General features: G+C 68.6%; 26 protein-coding genes, 2 tRNA genes and 1 pseudogene. 14 read left to right on the forward strand and 15 right to left on the reverse strand.

Going from position 1 to position 24,668, the window contains the following annotated elements; translation table 11 throughout:
- Positions 1-13 precede the first annotated feature (13 nt).
- Positions 14-610 (forward strand): TetR/AcrR family transcriptional regulator, encoded by a 597-nt coding sequence (locus MNR00_RS08990; protein ID WP_241925602.1) that lies wholly within the window; start codon positions 14-16, stop codon positions 608-610.
- Positions 611-662: 52 nt separating this feature from the next.
- Here the strand turns inward: MNR00_RS08990 and MNR00_RS08995 are convergent, their stop codons facing one another.
- The 3 genes from MNR00_RS08995 to MNR00_RS09005 are packed head-to-tail and all read right to left on the reverse strand — an operon-like array spanning position 663 to position 4,202.
- Positions 663-2,063, reverse strand: coding sequence for a dihydrolipoamide acetyltransferase family protein (locus MNR00_RS08995; RefSeq protein ID WP_241925603.1), 1,401 nt, complete (start codon positions 2,061-2,063; stop codon positions 663-665).
- Positions 2,060-3,088: an alpha-ketoacid dehydrogenase subunit beta gene (locus MNR00_RS09000; protein WP_241925604.1), complete on the reverse strand. Its 1,029-nt coding sequence runs from the start codon at positions 3,086-3,088 to the stop codon at positions 2,060-2,062. The genes MNR00_RS08995 and MNR00_RS09000 overlap by 4 nt, the downstream gene beginning before the upstream one ends.
- 1 nt (position 3,089) lies before the next feature.
- The gene (locus MNR00_RS09005; protein ID WP_241925605.1) at positions 3,090-4,202 is read right to left on the reverse strand and encodes a thiamine pyrophosphate-dependent dehydrogenase E1 component subunit alpha; all 1,113 of its coding nucleotides are present in this window, start codon (positions 4,200-4,202) and stop codon (positions 3,090-3,092) included.
- 168 nt (positions 4,203-4,370) lie between these two features.
- Between MNR00_RS09005 and MNR00_RS09010 the strand changes: the two genes are divergently transcribed.
- On the forward strand, positions 4,371-4,844 hold the full coding sequence (locus MNR00_RS09010; protein WP_241925606.1) for an Lrp/AsnC family transcriptional regulator: 474 nt from the start codon (positions 4,371-4,373) through the stop codon (positions 4,842-4,844).
- Here the strand turns inward: MNR00_RS09010 and MNR00_RS09015 are convergent.
- Positions 4,816-5,724: an alpha/beta hydrolase gene (locus MNR00_RS09015; RefSeq protein WP_241925607.1), complete on the reverse strand. Its 909-nt coding sequence runs from the start codon at positions 5,722-5,724 to the stop codon at positions 4,816-4,818. The two genes, MNR00_RS09010 and MNR00_RS09015, sit on opposite strands and share 29 nt — an antisense overlap.
- Positions 5,725-5,806: 82 nt before the next feature.
- Between MNR00_RS09015 and MNR00_RS09020 the strand changes: the two genes are divergently transcribed.
- Positions 5,807-6,070, forward strand: a complete 264-nt coding sequence (locus MNR00_RS09020; RefSeq protein ID WP_241925608.1) for a hypothetical protein — start codon at positions 5,807-5,809, stop codon at positions 6,068-6,070.
- Between the two features lie 2 nt (positions 6,071-6,072).
- Here MNR00_RS09020 and MNR00_RS09025 read toward each other — a convergent pair.
- Positions 6,073-6,144: transfer RNA gene (locus tag MNR00_RS09025), tRNA-Arg, on the reverse strand.
- A gap of 46 nt (positions 6,145-6,190) precedes the next feature.
- On the opposite strand from MNR00_RS09025, the gene orn reads away from it, so the two are divergent.
- The 6 genes and pseudogenes from orn (at position 6,191) to MNR00_RS09055 (ending at position 8,704) form a co-directional block, all read left to right on the forward strand.
- Positions 6,191-6,817, forward strand: coding sequence for an oligoribonuclease (gene orn, locus MNR00_RS09030; protein WP_241925609.1), 627 nt, complete (start codon positions 6,191-6,193; stop codon positions 6,815-6,817).
- A 36-nt stretch (positions 6,818-6,853) separates the two neighbouring features.
- Positions 6,854-6,929: transfer RNA gene (locus MNR00_RS09035), tRNA-His, on the forward strand.
- A 94-nt stretch (positions 6,930-7,023) separates the two neighbouring features.
- Positions 7,024-7,380: pseudogene (locus tag MNR00_RS09040) on the forward strand (GNAT family N-acetyltransferase); the annotation flags it as partial.
- A gap of 156 nt (positions 7,381-7,536) precedes the next feature.
- Positions 7,537-7,881 carry a metallopeptidase family protein gene (locus tag MNR00_RS09045; protein WP_241928806.1) on the forward strand — a complete coding sequence of 115 codons (345 nt, stop codon included), beginning with the start codon at positions 7,537-7,539 and terminating at the stop codon, positions 7,879-7,881.
- Positions 7,878-8,201 (forward strand): ATP-dependent Clp protease adapter ClpS, encoded by a 324-nt coding sequence (gene clpS / locus MNR00_RS09050; protein WP_241925610.1) that lies wholly within the window; start codon positions 7,878-7,880, stop codon positions 8,199-8,201. The genes MNR00_RS09045 and clpS overlap by 4 nt, the downstream gene beginning before the upstream one ends.
- Positions 8,198-8,704, forward strand: a complete 507-nt coding sequence (locus MNR00_RS09055; RefSeq protein ID WP_241925611.1) for a DUF2017 family protein — start codon at positions 8,198-8,200, stop codon at positions 8,702-8,704. Before clpS ends, MNR00_RS09055 begins: the two co-directional genes overlap by 4 nt.
- Here MNR00_RS09055 and MNR00_RS09060 read toward each other — a convergent pair.
- From MNR00_RS09060 to gatC, 6 genes are read right to left on the reverse strand one after another with little or no spacing between them, the layout of a single operon-like run.
- On the reverse strand, positions 8,691-9,272 hold the full coding sequence (locus MNR00_RS09060) for a hypothetical protein (RefSeq protein WP_241925612.1): 582 nt from the start codon (positions 9,270-9,272) through the stop codon (positions 8,691-8,693). The genes MNR00_RS09055 and MNR00_RS09060 overlap by 14 nt on opposite strands.
- Positions 9,256-9,576, reverse strand: a complete 321-nt coding sequence (locus tag MNR00_RS09065; RefSeq protein ID WP_241925613.1) for a hypothetical protein — start codon at positions 9,574-9,576, stop codon at positions 9,256-9,258. Before MNR00_RS09065 ends, MNR00_RS09060 begins: the two co-directional genes overlap by 17 nt.
- Before the next feature lie 54 nt (positions 9,577-9,630).
- A complete protein-coding gene (gene dinB, locus MNR00_RS09070; RefSeq protein ID WP_241925614.1) occupies positions 9,631-10,878 on the reverse strand; it encodes a DNA polymerase IV in 1,248 nt (415 codons plus the stop codon).
- A 50-nt stretch (positions 10,879-10,928) separates the two neighbouring features.
- Positions 10,929-12,458 (reverse strand): Asp-tRNA(Asn)/Glu-tRNA(Gln) amidotransferase subunit GatB, encoded by a 1,530-nt coding sequence (gatB, locus tag MNR00_RS09075; protein WP_241925615.1) that lies wholly within the window; start codon positions 12,456-12,458, stop codon positions 10,929-10,931.
- Complete coding sequence (gatA, locus tag MNR00_RS09080) at positions 12,458-13,972, reverse strand: Asp-tRNA(Asn)/Glu-tRNA(Gln) amidotransferase subunit GatA (protein WP_241925616.1); 1,515 nt, start codon at positions 13,970-13,972, stop codon at positions 12,458-12,460. The genes gatB and gatA overlap by 1 nt, the downstream gene beginning before the upstream one ends.
- A complete protein-coding gene (gene gatC, locus MNR00_RS09085) occupies positions 13,969-14,268 on the reverse strand; it encodes an Asp-tRNA(Asn)/Glu-tRNA(Gln) amidotransferase subunit GatC (protein WP_241925617.1) in 300 nt (99 codons plus the stop codon). Before gatC ends, gatA begins: the two co-directional genes overlap by 4 nt.
- 83 nt (positions 14,269-14,351) lie before the next feature.
- Here gatC and MNR00_RS09090 point away from each other — a divergent pair, with 83 nt between their 5' ends.
- The 3 genes from MNR00_RS09090 to MNR00_RS09100 all read left to right on the forward strand — a co-directional run bounded on the left by MNR00_RS09090 (position 14,352) and on the right by MNR00_RS09100 (position 18,407).
- The gene (locus MNR00_RS09090) at positions 14,352-16,052 is read left to right on the forward strand and encodes a long-chain-fatty-acid--CoA ligase (protein ID WP_241925618.1); all 1,701 of its coding nucleotides are present in this window, start codon (positions 14,352-14,354) and stop codon (positions 16,050-16,052) included.
- A 122-nt stretch (positions 16,053-16,174) separates the two neighbouring features.
- Entirely contained in the window at positions 16,175-18,001 is a 1,827-nt protein-coding gene (locus tag MNR00_RS09095; protein WP_241928807.1) for a DEAD/DEAH box helicase, read from the forward strand.
- Between the two features lie 136 nt (positions 18,002-18,137).
- Positions 18,138-18,407, forward strand: a complete 270-nt coding sequence (locus tag MNR00_RS09100) for an acylphosphatase (protein WP_241925619.1) — start codon at positions 18,138-18,140, stop codon at positions 18,405-18,407.
- Positions 18,408-18,524: 117 nt separating this feature from the next.
- Here MNR00_RS09100 and MNR00_RS09105 read toward each other — a convergent pair whose 3' ends face one another.
- Both MNR00_RS09105 and ligA read right to left on the reverse strand, forming a co-directional pair.
- Positions 18,525-18,974, reverse strand: a complete 450-nt coding sequence (locus MNR00_RS09105) for a hypothetical protein (protein WP_241925620.1) — start codon at positions 18,972-18,974, stop codon at positions 18,525-18,527.
- A 131-nt stretch (positions 18,975-19,105) separates the two neighbouring features.
- Complete coding sequence (ligA, locus tag MNR00_RS09110) at positions 19,106-21,424, reverse strand: NAD-dependent DNA ligase LigA (RefSeq protein WP_241925621.1); 2,319 nt, start codon at positions 21,422-21,424, stop codon at positions 19,106-19,108.
- 86 nt (positions 21,425-21,510) lie between these two features.
- Between ligA and MNR00_RS09115 the strand changes: the two genes are divergently transcribed.
- Entirely contained in the window at positions 21,511-22,197 is a 687-nt protein-coding gene (locus MNR00_RS09115; protein ID WP_241925622.1) for an aminoglycoside phosphotransferase family protein, read from the forward strand.
- Positions 22,198-22,227: 30 nt separating this feature from the next.
- Positions 22,228-22,410: a hypothetical protein gene (locus tag MNR00_RS09120; RefSeq protein WP_241925623.1), complete on the forward strand. Its 183-nt coding sequence runs from the start codon at positions 22,228-22,230 to the stop codon at positions 22,408-22,410.
- Here MNR00_RS09120 and mnmA read toward each other — a convergent pair.
- A complete protein-coding gene (mnmA, locus tag MNR00_RS09125) occupies positions 22,362-23,441 on the reverse strand; it encodes a tRNA 2-thiouridine(34) synthase MnmA (protein WP_241928808.1) in 1,080 nt (359 codons plus the stop codon). The genes MNR00_RS09120 and mnmA overlap by 49 nt on opposite strands.
- A gap of 28 nt (positions 23,442-23,469) precedes the next feature.
- Entirely contained in the window at positions 23,470-24,636 is a 1,167-nt protein-coding gene (locus MNR00_RS09130; protein WP_241925624.1) for a cysteine desulfurase family protein, read from the reverse strand.
- Positions 24,637-24,668: the final 32 nt, after the last annotated feature.

Here is a 24,668-nt window from a genome sequence, read left to right on the forward strand (position 1 = left end):
AGGATTAACCGAAATGACAACGCCCGTCACGGCTCGTGACAGAGCGAAGGCCCAGCGCACTGATGCGATCCTCAGTGCATCCGCACGCCTCTTCGCCGCGCGCGGATACTCCGGAGCGAGCTTGGAGGACATCGGGGCCGCCGTCGGCATCTCGGGTCCCGCCGTCTACCGCCATTTCGCAGGCAAGCAGGCGCTGCTCGCCGCTCTGCTCGTGGGCGTGAGCGAACGGCTGGTCGCCGGTGGCGACGCGGTGTCGGCGGCCGCTGGCTCACCGCTGGAGCGCATGCGTGCCCTGGTCGACTTCCACGTCGACTTCGCGCTCGGCAACGCTGATGTGATCCGGGTGCAGGACCGCGACATCGCACACCTCTCCCCCGAGTCGCGCGCCGACGTGCGTCAGCTGCAGCGCACCTACATCGAACTGTGGATCGACGGGCTGAGCGGGATCGTCAACGCCAACCGTGACGAACTCCGCCTGCGCGTGCAGGCCTGCTTCGGGCTGCTGAACTCCACCCCGCACAGCACCAGCACGGCGCTGCGCTCACGCACCGGCACCGCCCCGCTGCTGGCGGGCATGGCGCTGTCCGCTCTGCTCGCCGGCGCCGAGTGACCAGCGGCTGAGCGCGGTTCTCACCTCAGCTCAGCCGCCGGCATCGACTCTCTCAGAACAGCATCGCGCGACCCGGCTGCTCGAGCAGGTCTGCGACGTCCTTCAGGAACCGCGATCCCTCAGCACCGTCGACGAGACGGTGGTCGAACGACACGCTCAGCGTCATCATCTGCCGCAGCGCGATCTCGCCCTTGTACTCCCACGGCTGGCGTCGCACGGCACCGACGGCGAGGATGCCCGATTGCCCAGGAGGCAGGATCGGGGTGCCCGCATCGATGCCGAAGACGCCGATGTTCGTGATCGAGAACGTTCCGCCGGCGAGCTCAGCCGGGCTGGTCTTGCCCGACCGCGCGGTCTGCGTGAGCTGTGTCAGTGCGTCAGCCATGCCGGTCAGAGAGAGCCGCTCGGCGTCGCGGATGATCGGCACGATCAGTCCGCGATCCGTGGCGGCAGCGATGCCGAGATCCACGTAGTGGTTCTCGATGATCTCACCGGCAGCCTCATCCCATGTGGCGTTCAGCGAGGGGTTGCGGCCGAGCGCGAGACAGACGGCCTTGGCCACGAGCACGAGCGGACCGATGCGATGATCGGCCAGCGTCCGGTCGGCCTTCAGCTGCTCGATCAGCTCCATGGTCGCGGTGACGTCGACGGTGTGGAACGTGGTGACGTGCGGCGCGGTGAAGGCACTGCGCACCATGGCCTGCGCGGTGTGCTTGCGCACGCCCTTGACGGGTATGCGGGTCTGGGCCCGCTCGCCGGCTGTGGTGGCCGGCACTGTCGACGGCACCGCCGGCGCTGTCGTCGGCACCGTGATCTCGGATGCTGTCGTGCCCGCGTCAGGCGCACCGAGCCGATCTGCGTACTCATCGACGTCGGCGCGAGTGATGAGGCGGTCACCGACCTGTGCCGCCACCAGCACGAGGTCGACTCCCCTGCGCTTCGCGTGCGCTCGCACTGGAGGCGTGGACCGCGGGCGCTCGCCGAGTCGCGGCTCCGCTGCGGCAGGCGGCAGCGCGTCATGCGGTGCTGCTTCGATCACGGCGGCGTCTGCGGCTGCAGCGGATGCCGCGCTCGCGGCGCTTCGACGCGCGCGGCGCGCCGGCCGACCGCCGGATGACGGTGCGGCTCCGTAGCCGACCAGGTTCGGCTGAGCCTTCTCCTCAGCATCCGACGACTGCTCCGCACTTGCGGGAGTGGCGGAGTCCGGCTCGGCGCCGGCCACCTCGAATGCGATCAGCGGTGCACCGACCGCGATGGTCTCACCGGCGTCCGCGTGCAGAGAGGCGACAGTGCCCTCGTATGGCGACGGCAACTCGACAACGGCCTTGGCGGTCTCGACCTCGGCGAGCGTCTGATTCAGCGCGACGGTGTCGCCTGGCTGCACGAGCCACTGCACCACCTCGGCCTCGGTCAGGCCCTCACCCAGGTCCGGAAGTCGGAATTCTGCGATCAACGCTCTGCTCCCTTCGCGTCGGCTGCTCCGCTGAGGCTGTTCGGGCGATCCATCACCCGATCGACGGCGTCGAGGAGCCGGTCGAGATCCGGCAGGTGGAACTTCTCCAGCTTCGCCGGCGGGTACGGGATGTCGTGTCCGGTGACGCGCACCGGAGCCGCCTCGAGGTATTCGAAGCAGAACTCGGTGATGCTGGCGATGACCTCGGCGGCCACTCCGGCCTCACGGGATGCCTCGTGTGCGACGACGACACGTCCAGTGCGACGCACGGATGCGGAGACCGTCTCGTAGTCCACCGGGGACAGTGAGCGCAGGTCGATGACCTCGAGCGAGATGCCCTCGTCCTCGGCGGCCGCGGCGGCATCGAGCGCCGTGCGCACCATCGCGCCGTAGGTGATGATCGTGGCATCCGATCCCTGCCGCACGACGCGCGCCAAGCCCATCGGCGGGGCGTCGGCGAGCGGCGCCTCGAGGTCGACTTCGCCCTTGTGGTGGTAGAGCCGCTTCGGCTCGAAGAAGATCACCGGATCGTCGCTGGCGATGGCCTGCTGCAGGCAGCGGTAGGCGTCCTGCGGGTCGGAGACGGCGATCACACGCAGGCCGGCGGTGTGCACGAAATAGGCCTCGTTGGATTCGGAGTGGTGCTCGGCCGCGCCGATGCCGCCTGCCCAGGGCACCCGGATCGTGATGGGCATCTTCACGCGCCCCTGGGTGCGGTAGTGCAGCTTCGCGACCTGCGAGACGATCTGGTCGAACGCCGGGTAGATGAACCCGTCGAACTGGATCTCGACGACCGGCCGGTAGCCGCGGAAGGCGAGCCCGACGGCGGTGCCGACGATCCCTGATTCCGCGAGCGGCGTGTCGATCACGCGCTTCGCGCCGAACTCGTCCTGCAGCCCATCGGTGATGCGGAAGACTCCGCCGAGCGCGCCGATGTCCTCGCCCATCAGCACGACCTTGTCATCGTCGCGCATTGCCTGCCGAAGGCCGGCATTGAGCGCCTTGCCCATCGTCATCTGCACCATGTCACGCCTCCTCGTAGGTCGAGAGGTAAGCGGCGTACTCGTCGCGCTCGCGCTCGAGCCCGGAGTGCGGCTCGGCGTACACGCCGTCGAACACAGCGATCGCCGGGCGCGTCACCATGCCGATGCAGGCCGCGCGCATCTCGCGCGCCGTGGCGTCGGCCTCGGCCTGGACGGCGTCGAGGTGCTCCTGCGGGAGCTCCCCCGCCGACTGCAGGTACGCCTCGAGGCGCGAGATCGGGTCGCGCTCACGCCACTTCGCAAGCTCCGCGTCGTCGCGGTAGCGCTTCGGGTCGTCTGCGGTGGTGTGCGGGCCCATGCGGTAGGTGACCATCTCGAGGTACGCGGGCCCTTTGCCCGAGCGGGCGTGATCGAGCGCCCAGCGCATCGCTGCGAGCGAGGCGAGCACGTCGTTGCCGTCGACGCGCATGCTGGGGATGCCGAAGCCGGGCGCACGGCCGGCGAGCGGATACTGCGACTGCAGGCCGACTGGCTCCGAGATCGCCCAGTGGTTGTTCTGGCAGACGAAGACGACCGGTGTGCGGTAGGACGAGGCGAAGACCATGGCCTCGTTGACGTCTCCCTGGCTGGTGGCGCCGTCGCCGAAGTAGGCGACGGCCACCTCATCTGCCTCGTCGTGCAGGATGCCGAGGCCGTAGCCGACGGCGTGCAGTGTCTGGGCGCCGATGATGATCTGCAGCGGCGCGATGCGCAGCACGTCAGGGTCGTACGCAGCGCCCTCTTCACCACGCCACATGCGGGCGTAGTCGCCTGGCGCGGCGCCGCGGGCGTACATCACTCCGGTCTCGCGGTAGCTGGGGAAGACGTAGTCGCGGGCGGCCAGCGCGCGGGCGGTGCCGATCTGGGCGGCCTCCTGCCCATTGCAGGGGGCCCAGAGGCCCAACTGGCCCTGACGCTGCAGAGCGACGCCCTCGGCGTCGATGCGACGCACGACGACCATGTCGCGATGCAGGTCGCGCAGCATCTGGAAATTGATGTCCTGGATGTAGCGATCCAACTGTGGATTCGCGACCCTGGTGCCATCGGGCGCGATGACGCGCTCAGTGAGCTCGAGATCGTTCTCGGTGTCGACGATCGGGGTGGTGTGCGGTGACATCGGCGTCCTCCAGACGTGCGGCCCTTGTGGGGCATTCACGGCGGTCCCGACGGCTTAGTCGGGCCTCTCTGAAGCGTACGTCGACATGACACGACGCTCAAGCATGTGCACGGTGGTTGAGCATGTTGCCCATTTCGGGGCACCATCGCCCTGATATCGTGTGGCACTATGCCTGCTCTTGATCGTGTGGACCTCGAACTGCTCACCGTCCTCTCGGAGGATCCGCGCACCACAGTCGTCGCTCTCGCAGAGCGGCTGCGACTGTCGCGCAACACCATCCAGGCGCGGATGGCGCGACTGGACCAGACCGGCGTGTTCGAATCGTACGAGCGGTCCTTCTCGATGGAGGTGCTCGGCTTCCCGCTACAGGCGTTCATCAGCATCGGCGTGCGGCAGACCGAGCTCCCCCGGATCATCGCCGAACTCGCGCGGGTGCCGGAGATCGTGCAGGCGCACGGCCTGAGCGGATCCATCGACCTGCTGGCGCGGGTCGCCTGCCGCGACGCGCGTCACCTGTTCGACACCGACGCCAGGATCCTCTCGATCGAGGGCGTGGAGCGCACCGAGACATCGCTGGCGATGGGCGAGGTGATCCCGTTCCGCGTCGCCGGGCTCATCGGGATGGCGCGACGGGAAGCCTGAGGAAACGGCGGATGGCGCCGGCCGCTTCGGCGGGCGCCTCGTAGTGGATGAGGTGGCCGACGCCGGCGATCTCGACCAGCTCAGCGTCCGGGAACATCGCGGCGAGCGTGCGCTCCCCCTCGATCGGTGTGATCTGGTCGCGCTGTGCGGCGATGAGCAGGGTCGGCACATCGATGACGCCGGCGAACGCCCGCACGTCGTGCGAGACGCTCGTGACGAAGGCGTCATGCAGCACGTCACGGTCGGCGAAGCGCGAGAAGTACGTATCGTGCTGGTCGTGGATGAACCGCCGCAGCGCTGGATCGGATGCTGTCACCATGGCGAGACTGGCGACGCGGACGATCAGCGGACTGCGCAGCAGCTCGGTGCCGAGCTTCTCGGGAAGCCGCGCTCCCATCGAGTAGTAGAACACCGCGAGGCGTGTGAGCAGCCCCTTTGGCCCCTCCAGCGCGGGGGCGCCGATCGGGTTGATGAGGATCAGCTGCGGGGTCTCGAGCCCGCCTGCCACCGCGGCTGAGGTGACGATCGACCCGAAGGAGTGGCCAAGGATGATCGCGCCCGGTGCGACCTCGCGCGCGAATTCGCACAGCCAGCCGGCGTAGAGCCCGAGATCGTGCTCGCGCCCTGGAATCGGCGGCGTCCCACCGAAGCCGGGCAGATCCGGTGAGATGATCCGCACGCCGGGCAGGTAGGCGACGATCGGCTCGAGTCCGTGGTGCTCCCCGCGGAAGCCATGCACCGCGACGACCGTCGGCACGCCGGGCACATCGATCGGCGGTCCGTACACCCAGTACGCGGTCATCGAGTCGAGCACCTGCACCTCGTGTCGCTCGACGGGGATCTCACCGAGTCGGGCGGCGTACGGGGATTCGACGGACATGCGCACGAGTCTACGGGACGCAATGTCGGTGGCCGTCCTTATGTTCGAAGAAAGGTCATCCGAAGCATCGGAAGGAGAATCCATGCGCACCTACACAGACAGCCTCCCCGCCCTGCAGTGGGAGACGCCTCGGCTGCGTTCGCGCGTCGAGCACCTGGAGCGAGCCGGCGATCACCTGTGGCGTGTCCTCGACGCAGGCGGCAGCATCCGCGGCCACCTGCGTGTCATCGCCGACCCGCTCGGCGTGCGCTACCGCGCAGAGCGCCTGCACCTGGCATCCAGCGCCTTCCGCCTCGTCGGCGAGTTCTGGGATGCCGACGACGCCGTCGCCGCACTTCGATTCTGAAGTGCCCCCTGCAGGAATCGAACCTGCGACCAACGGATTAGAAAGCCGATGCTCTTCCTCTGAGCTAAGGAGGCGGAACCTCCAGATTACCGTGTCGGAACCCGCCGATAGGATCTAGGAATGGTTTCTGCGTCTGAGAACGATCGACTCGTCTGGATCGACTGCGAGATGACGGGACTCGACCTCGCGATCGACGAGCTGTGCGAGATCGCCGTCGTCGTCACCGACTTCGAGCTTCGACCGCTCGACGAAGGATTCCAGGTCGTGATCAAGCCGAGCGATGCTGCGCTCGCGAACATGGGTGACTTCGTCACGAACATGCACCGCACGTCGGGACTGATCGAAGAGATTCCGAACGGCGTGACTCTGGCCGAGGCCGAGGCGCAGACGCTCGATTACATCAAGCGGTTCGTGCCGCTGGAGCGCAAGGCACCGCTCGCCGGCAACACGATCGGCACCGACCGGATGTTCCTCGCCAAGTACATGCCGCAGGTCGACCAGTACCTGCATTACCGCAACGTCGATGTGTCCAGCGTGAAGGAGCTCTCGCGCCGCTGGTACCCGCGGGTGTTCTTCCAGGCACCCGAGAAGAACGGCGGGCACCGCGCCCTGGCAGACATCCTGGAATCCATCCGCGAACTGCACTACTACCGCGAGGCCGTGTTCGTTCCTGAACCGGGACCGTCGTCCGACGACGCCAAGGAGATCGCTGCTCGCACGGTGTCATCGTTCGCCTCGAACATGTAATAGACTCGTTGAGTTGCCTGCTCCGGTAGGCGCATGGTGGGTATAGCTCAGCTGGTAGAGCACCGCGTTGTGGTCGCGGGGGTCGCGGGTTCAAGCCCCGTTACTCACCCCAAGGAAGAAGCCCCGGGACATGGTCCCGGGGCTTCTTCGTGTCTGCACAGTGCGCGGCATCGACCGTGCTGCTCTCGCCTGGATAGCATCGAATCATGGCCTCGCACATCCGCACCGCAGCCGACTCCGACGTCGAGTCCCTCCCCGGCATCGAATCGGCCGCTGACTCTGCGTTCGATGCGGTCTTCGGCGCCGCCGACTGGGGCACTCCCCCGTCGGGCACGTCGCGCCTACGCCATCCGGGGTTCATCCTCGTCGCCGCTGAGAGCGAGAGCGGCGAGCCGGTCGGCTTCGTCCACGTGATCGAGCACGACGGTGAGGCTCACCTCGAGCAGCTCGCGGTGCTGCCCGCGCACGCAAGGCAGGGACACGGCACGGCCCTGGTCGAAGCGGCACTCGACGAAGCGCAGATGCGCGGCGCAACTCGCATGACCCTTCGCACGTTCGCCGACGTGCCGTGGAACGCCCCCTTCTACGCAGTGCTCGGATTCGAGGAAGCGCCGTCACCCGATGACGAGTTCCATGCCGCGCTGCTCGCCGCGGAAGAGCAGTTGGGTCTGGCAGCACACGGGCGCCGCGTGCACATGACCCTGTCTCTCGAGGCCGGCATGCACCTGGACGCCGAGGCGTTCGAGAAGCTGGTCGTCGACGAACTCGACAAACTGCCCGACGATATGGTGGCCGGCCTCGAGAACGTGGTGTTCGTCGTCGAAGACCGTCCGGAGAACGGCGATGACCTGTTCGGGATCTATGAGGGCTTCGCCCTGACCGAGCGCGGCCAGTACGGCATGGGCGAGCTGCCGGATCGCATCGTCGTCTACCGGCACGCACACCTCGCCGCCTGCGCGAACGAGGCCGAGCTGCGCGGCGAGGTGCACACCACCCTCGTGCACGAGATCGCGCACTTCTACGGGATCGATGACGAGCAGCTGCACGAACTGGGGTGGGCATGAGCACTCCGACGATCATGAGCACTCCGGCGATCAGCACCCCGGCATCCCACCCCGTCATCGACGAGCAGCTGGTCGCGGCCCCGCTGGTGCCGTGGCAGTTGGTCGTCTGGGACGATCCGGTGAACCTGATGAGCTATGTGACGCGGGTGTTCCGCACCTACTTCGGCTACCCGGAAGAGCGCGCCACCTCGCTCATGCTGGCCGTGCACCACGAGGGCCATGCGGTGGTCGCGACCGGCCCGCGCGAGACCATGGAGGTGCACGCGCAGGCGATGCATGACTTCGGACTGTGGGCGACGGTGCGGCAGGTGCCGCAGTGACTGCGCTGCGCCTGGAGTTCGTGATGATCGAGGGCCAGAACCTGCTGCATCTCGTGGAGGAGTTCATCGATCTGCTGGTGGGCGGGCGCGACACGGCCGACGCGGGCCTGGAGCGGCTGGCGCCGAACGCGTACCCGGAGGACGACGAGTCCGCGGCCGCGTTCCGCGCCGCGACGCGCGTCGATCTGCTCGACCGCCGCGTGTCGGATGCGCTGGACGTACGCGCTGCCCTCGCCCCGTTCGACCGTGACGACGTCGAGCCCCTGGCGGCTGCGGCGATGGTGCCGCACGAGGTGACCATCCCCGCCGGAGAGACGGATGCCTGGCTGCGCACTCTCTCGGCGATGCGGCTCGTGGTCGCCGCGCGTCTCGGGGTCGACCATGCGGACGCGCACGACCCGGAGGATCAGCGCTTCCACGTGTACGACTGGCTCGGCTACCGTCTCGACCAGCTCGTGCAGCTGGCCGATGAGCAGGATGCTGCGGGCTCTACGGGACCGTGACGGTCAGCGCTGCGAGCCGTTGAGGGTCGTGACGCGCGATGTGCCTCTGCTCTTGCTGCGCCCACATGTCCCAGTGCGAGCGGAAGGCGTCGCCGTCGCGTTCCAGTGCCCTCCGGCGCCGGGAGGGCGCCGGCCCGTCGACCCACACCGTAACGTCGGCCAGAGCGGCGGATGCTGCGGTGAGCGCCCCGCAGCCCTCGACGACCAGGCCGAGCGCCGGGTCGACGGCATGTGCCTCTGCCTCTTCGGCACGCTGCCAATCCCAGCGCCGCCAGGTGCCGATCCGGCCCCGTCCGTGCGGCACGAGCACCTGTTCCCTGGCGATCTCCGCGCCGTGCGCGAGTCCGTCCCAGCCGGGGTAGACGGAGTCCAGCGCAAGCAGCTGCACAGGTCCGCGCAGCGGCCAGGCGCTGATCACGCGCGCGGCGAGACTGCTCTTGCCCGCCCCGCTGCGCCCGTCGATGATGACGACGGGGTTCGATGCGGCAACGTCCAGCACCGCCGACCGGATGCGGTCGGCGGCAGCAGTGAGAACGGCGTCGAGCGGGTCGCTACTTCTTGAGGGCACGGATGACACGACTCAGCGCACGACCGGCGACCCACACGAACGGCACTGCGACGCAGAGCAGCACGATCAGGTTCGGCTCGAAGCGCAGTCCCTCTTCGCGGCGCACGTACACGCCGAGAGGAATGGCGACGCCACCGCCGGTGCCGCCGTCGCCCTGCCCCTCGACCTCGCCGCCCGCGAATCCCGTCACCGCCAGCGCAACGGGCGTCACGCTCACGCCATCGACGTCGACCGCGTCGCCGTAGGCGCTCTTGACCCCGAAGGACGCGGACTGCTTACCCAGCTCCAGTGCAATGTTCGGCATGCCCCAACGCTAGTCGAATGACACCCACTTGCACCCGCACCTCGGGTCGAATTCTCAGTGCTCGCCGCCGGAACGGGGCGCTGGGCCGGGGGCGCCACGTCCGACATGACGTGCGCGCGTGATCATGCCGACGCCGAATCTCGCGCGCGCGTCATCGAGAGTGCCCTCCAGCCTGCGCTGCTCCTCATCGTCATCCCAGAGCGCGAGCGCGCCGAGCCCTGACTCACGAAGGCGCTCGGCCCGCACGCCGACCAGGCGCACCGGCTCGTGACGGTCGATCTGTTCGAACAGCGCAACCGCGGTCTCGCCGATGCGCTGCCCGACATCGGTCGCCTCGGAAAGGGAGACCGACCGGCTCAGCGTGCTGAAGTCGGCGAACCGGATCTTGATCGCCACGGCGCCGGCCTGCCAACTCGAGGTACGCAGCCGCGCACCCACCCGATCTGCCAGTCGCAGCAGCTCCGAACGCAGCAGATCGCGGTCCTCGATGTCGCGGTCGAAGGTCTCCTCGTGGCCGATGCTCTTCTCGATGCGCTCGGTCTCGATCGCCCTGCCGTCCCGCCCAACGGCCAGTTCCTGAATGCGCTGGCCGAGCGCCGGTCCGAGGGCGCGTTCGAGTGCTTCCGGCGGCGACTCCCGCACGTCGCGGATCAGCCGGATGCCACGACGCTGCAGCGCTTCGGCGGCCTTCGGCCCGACGCCCCACATCGCACCGACTGGGCGCGGGTCGAGGAACTCCTGCGTGCGTGCGGCCGGCACGATCAGCATCCCGTCCGGCTTGGAGATGGTGGATGCCATCTTCGCGACGTGCTTGGTGGCGGCGACTCCCACGCTGCAGGTGATCCCCACCTCGTCCTGCACGCGCTGCCGGATGAGCACCGCGATCTCACCTGGACTCCCCCACAGCCGGCGCACGCCGCGCACGTCGAGGAACGCCTCGTCGATCGACAGCGGCTCGACCATCGGCGTGATGCTCTCGAAGATGCCCATCACCTGCTCGGAGACCGCCCGGTACCGCGTGAAGTCCGGCGGCACGACGCGTGCGGTCGGGCACAGACGCAGCGCCTGCGAGACCGGCATGGCGCTGCGCACCCCGAAGCGGCGGGCCTCGTAGGACGCGCTGGAGACGACGGAACGACCGTCCGGCGCGCCGATGATCAGCGGCAGTCCGCGCAGCGAGGGGTCGTGCAGCACCTCGACGGCGGCATAGAAGGCATCCATGTCGACGTGCAGAATGCCGGTGCCGCTGTCGTCGGCGCCCGGCCGCGAGACGAGGCGTCCCGATCCATCACCACGACCCATGGTTCCATTCTCGCCGAGACCGCCGACATCGGCGGCCCCGGCAGGAATGACTACTGAGCAGCCCGCTCCAGGATCAGTTCGCGCACCCGGGCAGCGTCTGCCTGCCCCTTCATCGCCTTCATCACGGCGCCGATCACGGCACCGGCGGCCTGCACCTTGCCGTCCTTGATCTTCGCCATCACGTCCGGCTGAGAGGCGAGTGCCTCGTCGATCGCGGCGATCAGGGCGCCGTCGTCGGACACGACGGCGAGCCCTCTGGCATCCACGACCTGCTGCGGGGTGCCCTCGCCGGCGATGACGCCCTCGATGACCTGGCGTGCGAGCTTGTCGGTCAGCGTCCCGGCATCCACCAGCGACTGCAGCGCAGCGACGTCGGCCGGAGTGACGAGCGTCGCCGCCTCGCGCTCCTGCGCGTTGGCGATGCGGCTGATCTCACCGGTCCACCACTTGCGGGCGGCGGCAGGCGCCGCACCGGCGGCGATCGTGGCTTCGACCTCGTCGAGCAGTCCGCCGTTGTGCACGTCCTGGAACTCCAGGTCGGTGAAACCCCAGTCGGCCTTCAGCCGGCGGCGGCGCGCGATCGGCTGCTCTGGCAGCGCGGCACGCAGCTGCTCCACGAGCTCGCGGGCCGGCCGCACCGGCAGCAGGTCGGGCTCGGGGAAGTAGCGGTAGTCGTCAGCATCCGACTTCGGACGACCCGGCGAGGTCGTTCCGGTGTCCTCGTGCCAGTGCCGCGTCTCCTGCGTGATGGTGCCGCCGTCGGCGAGGATCGCCGCCTGACGCTGGATCTCGTACTTCACAGCACGCTCGACGGAGCGCATCGAGTTGACGTTCTTCGTCTCGGTGCGGGTGCCGAGCGGTGCGGCGGGCTCGCCCTCGGCCACGCGCGGACGCAGCGAGACGTTCGCGTCGCAGCGCAGGTTGCCGCGCTCCAGGCGCGCCTCGGAGATGCCGAGGCCACGCACGATGTCGCGGATCGCGGCGACGTACGCCTTCGCGATCTCGGGGGCGCGGTGCTCGGCACCGAAGATCACCTTGGTGACGATCTCTACCAGCGGGACGCCGGCACGGTTGTAGTCGACGAGCGAGTACTCGGCGCCCTGGATGCGACCGGTCGCGCCACCCATGTGGGTGAGCTTTCCGGCGTCCTCCTCCATGTGCGCCCGCTCGACAGGGATCGTCACGAGCGTGCCGTCCTCAAGCTCGACCTCGACCGATCCCTCGTACGCGATCGGCTCGTCGTACTGCGAGATCTGGTAGTTCTTGCCGAGGTCGGGGTAGAAGTAGTTCTTGCGCGCGAAGCGGCTCGACTCGGCGATCGAGCAGCCCAGCGCAAGGCCGAGGCTGATCGACGAGCGCACAGCGGTCTCGTTGACGACCGGCAGCGATCCGGGAAGACCCAGGTCGACCGGAGCGATGAGCGTGTTCGGCTCAGCCGCGTGGAACTCCTCGTTCGCCGGGTTCGGCGCGTCCGAGAACATCTTCGTGCGGGTGTTCAGCTCGACGTGCACCTCGAAGCCGAGCACCGGCTCGAACAGCTCGAGGGCCTTGTCGTAATCCATGAGCTTGACGGCGGCCATCAGCGGGTTCCTCCCAGGGCGGGTGCCTTCTCGAGCAGGGGTGCGCCCCATGCATCCAGCAGCGCGGCTTCGAGGGCCGCGCCGACCTTGTATAGCCGGGCATCCTGCCGCGCCGGAGCGAGGAACTGGATGCCGACGGGCAGACCGTCCTCGGCGGCAAGGCCCGAGGGGATCGAGATGCCTGGCACACCGGCGAGGTTCGCCGGGATCGTCGTCAGGTCGTTGAGGTACATCTGCAGCGGATCGTCGATCTTCTCGCCGATCTTGAACGCGGTGGTAGGCGCGGACGGTGTCGCGATGACGTCGACCTGCGCGAACGCGGCGTCGAAGTCCTGCTGGATGAGCGTGCGGACCTTCTGCGCGCTGCCGTAGTAGGCGTCGTAGTAGCCGGCGGACAGCGCATAGGTGCCGAGGATGATGCGGCGCTTCACCTCGGGGCCGAACCCGGCCTCGCGGGTGGCCGACATGACGTCCTCGACGGTGGGGTTGCCGTCAGGCGTGACGCGAAGGCCGAAGCGCACGGAGTCGAACTTGGCGAGGTTGCTGGATGCCTCTGCGGGGAGGATCAGGTAGTACGCGGCCACGCCGTACTCGAAGTGCGGTGCCGAGATCTCGACGATCTCCGCGCCCTGCGCCTCCATCAGCGCGAGCGACTCGCGGAACGACGAGGCGACGCCGGTCTGGAAGCCGGAGTCCGGCAGCTCCTTGATGACGCCGACCTTCAGGCCCTTCAGCACCTGGCCGTCGGCCCCTTCCCGCGCGGCTGCCGCGAAGGAAGGCCACTCCTCGGCAAGCGAGGTGGAGTCCTTGGGGTCGTGACCGCCGATCACGTCGTGCAACAGGCCCGCGTCGAGCACGGTGCGGGTGACGGGTCCGACCTGGTCGAGGCTGGATGCCAGGGCGATCGCGCCGTAGCGGCTGACGCCGCCGTAGGTGGGCTTGATGCCGACCGTGCCGGTGACGTGCGCGGGCTGACGGATGGATCCGCCGGTGTCGGAGCCGAGTGCGAGCGGCGCCTCGAAGGCCGCCACTGCCGCAGCCGAGCCGCCGCCGGAGCCACCGGGGATGCGGTCGAGGTCCCACGGGTTGCGGGTAGGACCGTACGCGGAGTGCTCGGTGGACGAGCCCATCGCGAACTCGTCCATGTTGGTCTTGCCGATCGGGATCAGCCCGGCTGCCCGCGAACGGGCGACGACGGTCGCATCGAAGGGCGACATGTAGCCCTCGAGGATCTTCGATCCGCTGGTGGAGGGCTGGTCGGTGGTGACCAGCACGTCCTTGACGGCGAGGGGCACGCCGGCGATCGGGCCGAGCTGCTCACCGGCGGCACGCCGTGCGTCGACCGCGGCTGCCGCGGCGAGGGCGTGCTCGTTCACGTGCAGGAAGGCGTGTACCTCGCCGTCGACGGCGGCGATGCGATCGAGGTGCGCCTGGGTGGCCTCGACACTCGAGATCTCGCCGGCGGTCAGCTTCTCGCCGAGTTCTGCGGCGCTCAGGCGGATGATGTCGCTCACTGCTCTTCTCCCAGGATCGCGGTGACGCGGAAGCGCCCGTCGGCAGCATCAGGCGCATTCTGCAGCGTCTGCTCGAGCGTGAGCGTCTGCCCGACCTCATCGGCGCGGAAGACATTGCTCAGCGGGATCGGGTGGCTCGTCGCTGCGACGTCGGGCGTGGCCACCTCCGACACCTTGGCGATGTTGTCGACGATGGCGTCGAGCTGACCAGTCAGCTGCGTCACCTCGTCGTCGGTGAGTTGGATGCGCGCGAGCACGCCGAGATGGCGCACGAGATCAGGGGTGATTTCAGACACCGCTCCAGTCTACGAGAGCGCGTCGCGCGCGCTGACGCTTTCGACGATGCGGATGCACGCAACCTGAGGCATAGTCTGGTGGCGTGACGACGTTCGTACCTCCTCGCCCGTGGACCGCCAGCTATGCCGAAGGCGTGCCGGAGGATCTGCCCCCGGTCTCCGGCTCTCTCATCGACATCGTCGAGGCGTCGGTGCGCGATTACCCGGATGCCCCGGCGCTGCAGTTCTTCGGCCGCGAGACCAGCTATCGCGACATGCAGGATGCCATCGAGCGCGCTGCTGCAGGACTGCGAGATCTCGGTGTCGGCCCCGGTGACCCCGTCGCGATCGTGCTGCCCAACTGCCCGCAGCACATCATCGCGTTCTACGCCGTGCTGCGTCTGGGGGCGGTGGTCGTCGAGCACAACCCGCTGTACACGCCGCGCGAGCTGCGCAAGCAGTTCGAGGATCACGGCGCCAAGCACGCCATCGTGTGGAGCAAGGTCGCCGCGACCGTGCAGCAGTTCCCCGAGGACCTCAAGGTCACCAGCATCATCTCCGTCGACGTCACCAAGGCGATGCCGATGTTCACTCAGCTCGCCCTGAAACTGCCGATCGCCAAGGCCCGCGAATCCCGCGAAGCGCTCACGGCCAAGGTGCGCGGTGCCATCGCGTGGGACCAGCTCGTGGCATCCGCTCCCCTGCCCCGGACGCACCCGCGCCCGCAGACCGATGATCTCGCGATCATCCAGTACACGTCAGGGACGACCGGCACGCCCAAGGGCGCATCGCTGACCCACCGCAACCTGATGGCCAATGCCGCCCAGGCGAAGGCCTGGGTGCCATCCATCACGCGGGGCGACGGCTGCGTCGTCTACGCCGTGCTGCCGATGTTCCACGCCTACGGGCTCACGCTGTGCCTGACGTTCGCGATGTCGATGGGCGCACGACTCGTGCTGTTCCCGAAGTTCGATCCCGATCTCGTACTGGAGGTCGCCAAGAAGCACCCGGCGACTTTCCTGCCGCTCGTGCCGCCCATCGCCGACCGGCTGCTGTCTGCCGCGAAGGAGAAGGGCGTCTCGCTGGCCGGCACTGAGGTCGCGATCTCGGGAGCCATGGCGCTGCCGCACGAGCTCGTCGTGCCGTTCGAGAAGGCCACCGGCGGCTACCTCGTCGAGGGCTACGGCCTCAGCGAGTGCTCGCCGGTCCTGATGGCGAACCCCGTTGCAGACAGTCGCGTCGCCGGCACCGTCGGTCTGCCACTGCCAGGAACCGAGTGCCGCGTCGTCGATCCTGCGAACCCCACCGTCGATGTGCCGGCCGGCTCTCCCGGTGAGCTGGTCGTCCGAGGACCGCAGGTCTTCTCTGGCTACTACGGCAAGCCCGAGGCCACCGACGCGGTCTTCGTCGATGGCTGGTTCCGCACCGGGGACATCGTCACGATCGACGACGCCGGGTTCGTGCGCATCGTCGACCGCATCAAGGAGCTGATCATCACTGGCGGCTTCAATGTCGCCCCGACCGAGGTGGAGGGCGCGCTGCGCCAGCATCCCGACGTCGTCGACGCCGCCGTGGTCGGCCTGCCCAGCGACCATTCCGGTGAGGAGGTCGTCGCGGCGATCGTCGTCGAGCGCGGGGTCGACCCCGACATCGATGCCATCAGGGAGTTCGCCCGCGGCATCCTCACGCCGTACAAGGTACCGCGGCGCCTGTTCGTCGTCGATGAGCTGCCGAAGTCGCTCATCGGCAAAGTGCTGCGCCGCGAAGTGAAGGAGAAGCTGGTCGGATTGACCACCGGCAGCTGAACGACCAGCACTCTCCCATCCGCAGGGACTATCGTTGGCAGGTGACTGCTGACGATAATGCCGCTGCCGAGCCTGCCCTCGACGCCTCCGCTGAGACCACTCAGCCCGCTGCCGAAGAGAGCGTGAAGCCCGGCTTCGACGACCTCGGCATCACGGGCCCCGTACTGAAGGCCGTCCGCGACCTGGGATACGAGACGCCCTCGCCCATCCAGGCCGCGACGATCCCCCTGCTGCTGCAGGGTCGCGACGTGCTCGGCACCGCGCAGACCGGCACGGGCAAGACGGCGGCTTTCGCGCTGCCGGTGCTCGAGAAGCTCGACCTCAGCCAGAAGACGCCGCAAGTGCTCGTGCTCGCCCCCACGCGCGAGCTCGCCCTGCAGGTCTGCGAAGCTTTCGAGTCGTACTCGGCACGCATGAAGGATGTCCGCGTGCTCCCCGTCTACGGCGGGCAGGCGTATGGCGTGCAGCTGTCGGCGCTGCGCCGCGGCGTGCACATCGTCGTCGGCACCCCCGGTCGCATCATGGACCACCAGGCAAAGGGCACCCTCGATCTCTCGGAGCTGAAGTACCTCGTTCTGGACGAGGCCGACGAGATGCTGAAGATGGGCTTCGCCGAAGACGTCGAGCAGATCCTCGCGCAGACGCCGGAGGACAAGCAGGTCGCGCTGTTCTCGGCGACGATGCCCGCGACGATCCGCCGCCTCGCGCAGCAGTACCTGAACATGCCCGAAGAGGTCGCGATCAAGGGCAAGACCACGACCAACCAGAACATCACGCAGCGGTACCTGGTCGTCTCGTACGCACAGAAGGTGGATGCCCTGACGCGCATCCTCGAGGTCGAGAACTTCGACGGGATGATCGTCTTCGTCCGCACCAAGAACGAGACCGAGACGCTGGCTGAGAAGCTGCGTGCCCGCGGATACTCCGCCGCCGCGATCAACGGCGACGTGCCGCAGGTGCAGCGCGAGCGCTCAGTGAACCAGCTCAAGGACGGCAAGCTCGACATCCTCGTCGCCACCGACGTCGCCGCCCGCGGTCTTGACGTCGAGCGCATCAGCCACGTGGTGAACTTCGACATCCCCACCGACACCGAGTCGTACGTGCACCGCATCGGCCGCACCGGCCGCGCCGGCCGCACCGGCGACGCGATCAGCTTCATCACGCCGCGCGAGCGTTACCTGCTCAAGCACATCGAGAAGGCCACCCGCCAGCAGCCAACGCAGATGCAGCTGCCCACGACCGAGGACGTCAACACGACGCGTCTGGCGCGCTTCGACGATGCCATCACGGCCGCACTGCAGGAGACCAGCCGCATCGAGGGCTTCCGCGACATCATCGCGCACTACGTGCGCAACAACGATGTGCCAGAGGCTGACGTGGCCGCAGCCCTCGCCGTGGTCGCGCAGGGCGCGACCCCGCTGCTGCTGGACCCGGCCAATGACTCGCTGTCGAAGGCTGTCGAGCGCGACAACCGTCCGCAGCGTGACCGCGACGACCGTGGCGACCGCCAGGATCGCGCGCCTCGCGAGCGCCGCAGCCGCGGCGACTACGCGGCCTACCGCATCGAGGTGGGTCGTCGTCACCGCGTCGAGCCGCGTCAGATCGTCGGGGCACTCGCGAACGAGGGTGGCCTCGGCCGTGATGACTTCGGCGCCATCGCCATCAAGCCGGACTTCTCGATCGTCGAGCTGCCGGTCAACCTCGACCCCTCGGTGCTCGAGAAGCTGCGTGACACGCGCATCTCGGGCCAGCTGATCGAGATCAAGCCCGACCGCGGGATGCCGAACCGTCGTGGTCCGCGTGACGACGACCGCCGCGGCGGCTACTCGCAGGGCCCCCGTGAGGGCGGCTACCAGCGCGACCGCGGTGGCTACCAGCGCGATGACCGTGGTGGACGGGACGACCGCGGCGGCGACGCGGCGTACCGCAAGCCCCGCCACAAGAACTGACCGACTCGGCGCCTGCCGTCGGATATCCCAGACGCCTGCGGCGTGTCACGGTTGCCCTGACCGCGACACGCCGCGTCTCGCAAAGATGCTCTGTCATTTCCGACGCGCATCCGGCGTGAGCGGGCATGCTGGAAGCGTGAGATCCGTTCGAGTGATCGTCCGCGGCCGCGTGCAGGGCGTCGGCTTCCGGTGGTTCGTGCGGGATGCCGCCGTGGCCCGCGGAGTGACCGGCTGGGTGCGCAATCACGCCGACGGCAGCGTCGAGGCGCTGCTCAGCGGTGCGGATGCCGACGTGGATACCGTCCTTTCGCAGTTGCGCACCGGCCCAGCGTTCGCGCACGTCGATGACGTGGTGATGGCGGATGCCGAAGATCCCCACCTGCGCGAGTTCGAGATCAGGCGCTGACGACGAGGCCGTGCACGTCAGAGCGCGAGGTCTAAGTGGTGCGCGGTGATCATGGAACGAGCCTATGGGTGATGACATCTCGCGCCGCTCCTGGGACAGGTGCAAGAGCGCTCACGGTCACACCGCTGTTGCGCGCGCGAGTCTGGCGGCCAGTTCCACCAGTCTCTCGGGGTGCGCGAGAAGCGCCTGCTGATCGGGATTCGCGATCAAGTGCGCGATCAAGCGGTTCGCGCCGATCACGGTCGGCGCCCAGTATCCGCCTAGGTGATGCCGACTGAGCGACAGGGTACGAGTCTCGCCGTCGGCGGTGATGTGCGCGGAGCCGTCGTCAGGCTCGACGCCGGGATCAGCCATCGTGATGACTGCCAGTGCGCCCAGCAAAACCGTCCCGAGAAAGCCGGGCAGACGGAACCGCGTCGTCGGCACGTCGATCGAAAGCTGCTCGATACTCCCCCACGCCAGGATGCCGCCGTTCTCCGCGCCCTCGCGGATGATCACGGCTTCCGGGGTCAGCCGGAGATGGCTGCGTCCTGGATCGCCGACGACCAGCGCGCCGCCCGTGGCCATGAGCGGTCCGTAGCGGCGCAAATCAACTCTCCTGTCCGGTGGTGATCCCGCTGTCGCGGATGACGGGCGCGAGAGGCGCGGTCAGCGTAGTCTCACCCGCAGCGGCGATGTCGTTGAGGACGATTAGTCGATCAGGCATCCAGTGCGTCCGGCCCCTCGGTCACCAGAACGTGGAACTGGGCGGCGTCGAGGACGCGGATGCCGAGATCCTCGGCCTTGGCGAGCTTCGATCCCGCTCCGGGGCCTGCGGCGACGAAGTCGGTCTTCTTAGAGACGCTGGATGCCGCCTTGCCGCCGGCTTTGATGATCGCCTCCTGCGCCCCTTCGCGCGAGTAGCCGTCGAGCGATCCTGTCGCGACGACCGTGAGACCGTCGAGCACACCGCCCTCGGCGACCGCTGCGCCCGGACCGGGATGCCCCGGTGTCGCCCACTGCACCCCGGCGGCGGTCCACTGGTCGATGATGTCGATGTGCCAGTCGACCTCGAACCAGGCCAGCAGTGAATCGGCGATGATCCCGCCGACCCCCTCGACAGCGGCGAGCTCTTCGCGGGTCGCCGCGCGGATGGCATCCAGCGATCCGAACCACTGCGCCAGGGCGCGCGCGGCGACGGGGCCGACGTGGCGGATGTTCAGCGACACCAGCAGGCGCCAGAGCTCCTTGGCCTTGGCCTTCTCGAGTTCGGCAAGCAGCTTGACGGCCTGGGATGACGGCTGGGGCCCCTCGATCCCCTGCTTCTTCTCGGCAGCGGTGGCGTTGCGACGGAACGGCGCGCGGGTCTTCACGATCCCGTCGTCATCCTCCTTCGGCAGGCCGGTCTCGGAGTCCCGCACGACCACTTCGATCGGCACGATCTGATCCAGGGTCAGCGTGAACAGCCCCGCCTCGGTCTCCAGTGGCGGATCGGCCGGATGGCTGGGCTGGGTCAGTGCCGCAGCGGTCACCTCGCCGAGCGCCTCGACATCCAACGCGCCGCGCGAGCCGATGTGATCGACTCGTCCTCGGACCTGCGCGGGGCAGGAGCGCGCGTTCGGGCAGCGCAGATCGATGTCGCCCTCTTTCATCGGCCGCAGCGGGGTGCCGCATTCCGGGCATCCGATCGGCATGACGAACTCGCGCTCGGTGCCGTCACGTCGCTCGACCACAGGGCCCAGCACCTCGGGGATCACGTCACCCGCCTTGCGCAGCACGACGGTGTCTCCGATGAGCACGCCCTTGGCCTTGACGACGTCCTTGTTGTGCAGCGTGGCCTGACGCACGACTGAGCCCGCCACATGTGCGGGGGCCATCACCGCAAACGGGGTGGCGCGACCGGTGCGTCCGACCGAGACGACGATGTCGAGCAGCGTGGTCTGCACCTCTTCGGGCGGGTACTTGTAGGCGATGGCCCAGCGGGGCGCACGACTGGTCATGCCCAGCTCGTCGTGCAGGGCGAGCTCGTCCACCTTGACGACGATTCCGTCGAGCTCGTGTTCGACATCGTGGCGGTGCTCGCCGAAGTGCGCGACGAATTCGGCAACCTCGTCGACGCTGTGACACACCTTGGTGTGCGGACTCGTTGGCAGGCCCCAGCTCGCGACGAGGTCGTACACCTCACTCTGCGCAGCCACCGGCGGATCGGGCCAGGCGCCGATGCCGTGCACGTAAAGGGCGAGGGATTCGATGCGCAGCAGCCCTGCTTCGAGCTCCAGTCCGCTCTTCTTGTCGATCTGCTGGCGCAGCCCGCCACTGGCGGCGTTGCGCGGATTCGCGAAGGACGGGAACCGGCGTGCAGCCGCGGTGCGGGCCTTGTCCTCATCGAATGGGCGCTTCGCGCCGGCGCGCGCCTCCCAGCGCTCCAGCGCGTCGGCGTAGGCGCGATCGCGGAACGCGGCCTGTGCGGCGTTGAGTCGCTCGAACGCGGCAACAGGGATGAACACCTCGCCGCGCACTTCGACGATGGCAGGATGTCCTTCACCGCTGAGGCGTTCGGGGATCTCGGCCAATCGCAGTGCGTTCTCGGTGACGATCTCGCCGACGCGCCCATCGCCACGGGTCGCAGCAGAGGTCAGCATGCCGTTCTCATAGCGCAGGTTGATCGCCAGCCCGTCGATCTTCAGCTCGGTCAGCCAGGCGACCTCGCGCCCGGCCGCCGCCTGCGTCTTGCTCTGCCACTCGCGCAGCTCGTCGAGGGAGAAGACGTTGTCGAGGCTCAGCATCCGCTCGGCGTGCTCGATCGTCGCCAGCCCTGTGGCCTCGGCAGCCCCCACCATCTGCGTGGGCGAGTCCTGCCCCTGCAGCTCGGGGTACAGCCGCTCGATTTCTTCGAGTCGGTGCATCCAGCCGTCGTACGTCGCGTCATCGACCAGCGATGTGTCACGACCGTAGTACGCGTCCTTGGCTTCGAGGATGCGCGTGGTCAGCTCTTCAGCCTCGGCGCGAGCGGCTTCCAGCGTGATGTTCTCCGGCACAGAACGAGTCTACGAGCGGCGTGCGACATCCGCCGGGCGCGTCGCCTCAACTGTTGAGGGCGAGAGTGAAGACCTACGGTGGAAATGTGACGACGCACACGCATGATCTGTTCATCTCCGACAGCGAGGTGCGCAAGCGGTTCACCAGCTGGTCAGATGGTGAGGCCGACCGGGAGTGGACGTGCCTCACGCTGATCGCGCGGCACGCACCTGATCTGGCCCCACGGCCGCTGCGCCGCGAGACCGCGGAGGGTGCGCCGGAGATCGTGATGGACCGTCTTCGGGGTCGCCCCTTCGGTGCTGCGCTGCTGACCGCGGAGCAGACAGTCGCCCTTGGGGTCGCTCTGCGCCGCCTCTACGACATGCCGCTCACGGCGGTCGTGGCGAGCGGCATCGGTGAGCGTCGGCTCGGCCCATCGACGCTGCGCGCGCACCTGGTCGACTGGTCGGCTGAGTCGCCCGACCTGAGTCCTGCGCGGCAGCCGAAGCTCGTCGAGCACGCACTCCGCGAAGTGCGCGAGTTTCTCGCTGGTGCGCAGGTTCCCGAGTCCCGGCTCTCGGTGCTCGGCATCGCCGATCTCAACCCAGCGAACGTCCTGTGGGACGGTCGGGTCTGCCGACTGGTGGACTTCGAGGACGGCGGGCTGTCCGACCCCGCGTTCGAGCTCGCCGACCACGTGGAGCACCTTGCGGGCCGGGGCGTGTACGACGCTGATTCCCTCGTGCGCGCGGTCGGACTCGACGCCGAGGACCGCGAGCGATTCTGCGAATGACGCACGCACTGGGCGATCTTCTGGCTGATCATGGTGCTGCCGGGCAACGGCGGGTTCCTGCGGAACCCACCTGGCACGACAGAAGCGCAGGCCGAGCGGGTGCTGCGGATGCTCAGCGCGCGACGCGCGGCCGACGCCCCGAAGGGCTCCGATGCTTCGGGCGCTCAGGCCTCGACAGGCACCGCCGACACGGTCGTGTCGATCGTGAACTGACCCAGCACGCGGGTGCCGACGTAGATCACCGCGCTCTGACCTGGCGCGACGCCGTCGAGCGGCACATCAGGCACGACGCGCACGCCGGTGTCCGAGACGAACGCGCGCGCCGGCACGGGATCGGCGTGGGCGCGGATCTGCACTTCGCACTCGAACTCGGATGCCTCGGGCGCAGCCCCCGCCCAGGAGAACCGCTCCCCCGATATCTCTGCGATGGCAAGCGCTTCCTTTGGGCCGACGACCACGGTGTTCGACACCGGACGGATCTCGAGCACGAAGCGCGGCTTGCCGTCAGCGGCGGGGATGCCGAGCTTGAGACCGCGCCGCTGCCCCACCGTGAACGCGTGCGCGCCCTCGTGCGAACCCACCACGTCACCGTTACGGTCGACGACGTCGCCGGTCGCCGTGCCGACCTTCTCGGCCAGCCAGCCGCGCGTGTCGCCGTCGGGGATGAAGCAGATGTCGTGGCTGTCGGGCTTCTGCGCGACGCTGATGCCGCGTTCGGCGGCCTCGGCGCGCACGAGCGCCTTCGAGGGTGTCTCCCCCAGTGGGAAGTAGGTGTGCGCGATCTGCTCGGCGTTCAGCACGCCGAGAACATAGGACTGGTCTTTCGCAGAATCGGACGCCCGGTGCAGCTCGAGCCCGCCGGTGCCGTCGACCAGCGTGGCGTAGTGCCCCGTGCACACCGCGTCGAAGCCGAGCTCGATCGCCCGCTCCAGCAGAGCGGCGAACTTGATCTTCTCGTTGCACCGCAGGCAGGGGTTCGGCGTGCGGCCGGCCTGGTATTCCGAGATGAAGTCCTCGATGACGTCCTCGCGAAAGCGCTCCGAGAAGTCCCACACATAGAACGGGATGCCGATCAGGTCGGCGGTGCGACGGGCATCCATCGCGTCCTCGATCGTGCAGCAGCCGCGGCTGCCGGTGCGCAGCGTGCCGCCGGCGCGCGAGAGCGCCAAGTGCACGCCGACGACGTCGTGGCCGGCTTCGACGGCGCGGGCCGCCGCCACCGCCGAGTCGACCCCGCCACTCATCGCCGCCAGAACTCGCATGGGTTCCAGTTTACGTGCGCGCAGCTGGAGAGGCCCGGTGCACGGCATCCGCGATCACCGCGAGCACGGCATCGACGTCCGCGTCGGTCGAGGTCGCCCCCAGCGTGAACCGCAGCACACTGCGCGCCTCGGTCTCGCTGCGCCCCATCGCCATCACGACGTGGGAGGGCTCGGCGACGCCGGCCTGGCAGGCGGATCCGGTGGATGCTGAGACGCCGGCCATGTCGAGCAGGAACAGCAGGCTCTCCCCCACAGCCCCAGGGAAAAGCACGTGCGCGTTGCCGGGCAGACGGTCGGTGGGGTCGCCGAGCAGCTCAGCCGACGGCACGGCGGATCGGATGCCGACGACGAGCCGCTCACGCAGCACGCGCAGCCTCTCCGATTCGCGCTCGCGTTCGAGCTCCGCTGCCTCCATGGCGGCGGCCAGCGCGGCAGCTCCTGGGACATCCTGCGTGCCGGCGCGCAGACCGCGCTGCTGGGCTCCCCCGTGCAGCAGCGGCGCCAGTCGCGCGGTGCGGGCGACGATCAGCGCTCCCGTTCCCACCGGTGCACCGATCTTGTGCCCTGCGATGCTCATCGCCACCAGTCCAGAGCCTGCAGGCGCGTCGCCGCGCAGTACGCGGAACGACAGCGGCAGATGTCCCCAGGCCGAGACAGCGTCCAGATGCAGCGGTACCCAGGCATCCGCCGCCGCCGCGCTGAGCGCACCTGCGTCATTGATCGTGCCCACCTCGTTGTTGGCGACGAGCGCTGTTGCCAGCGCGGCGCCGGGAAGGGCGTCAGCGAAGGCCGGCACAGAGATCCGACCGAGCTCGTCCACCGGCACCGGAAGCACCACGGCGCCGCTCGCGGCCAGGGCTGCGACCGTGTCCATAGTGGCGTGATGTTCGGCGTCGGGCAGCACGATGGCATCCGATTTCTCGGCCCGAGCTGCCCACAGTCCGTGCAGCGCCGTGTTGATGGATTCTGTGCCGCCCGAGGTGAAGACGACTTCGATCGGTTCGCAGCCCAGCACGGTCGCGACGCGTTCGCGTGACTCCTCCAGCAGCCGGCGCACGTCCTGGCCGGCGCCGTGCGTCGATGACGCGTTGCCGACGAGGTCGGATGCGCTCAGCCATGCCTCGCGCGCTTCGCGCCGCAACGGCGTGGTCGCCGCGTGATCGAGGTAGAAGCGCATGCCTCCATTGTCCCACCGTGAGCAGGGTGAGA

The organism is Microbacterium sp. H1-D42 (assembly GCF_022637555.1).
GTDB lineage: Bacteria > Actinomycetota > Actinomycetes > Actinomycetales > Microbacteriaceae > Microbacterium.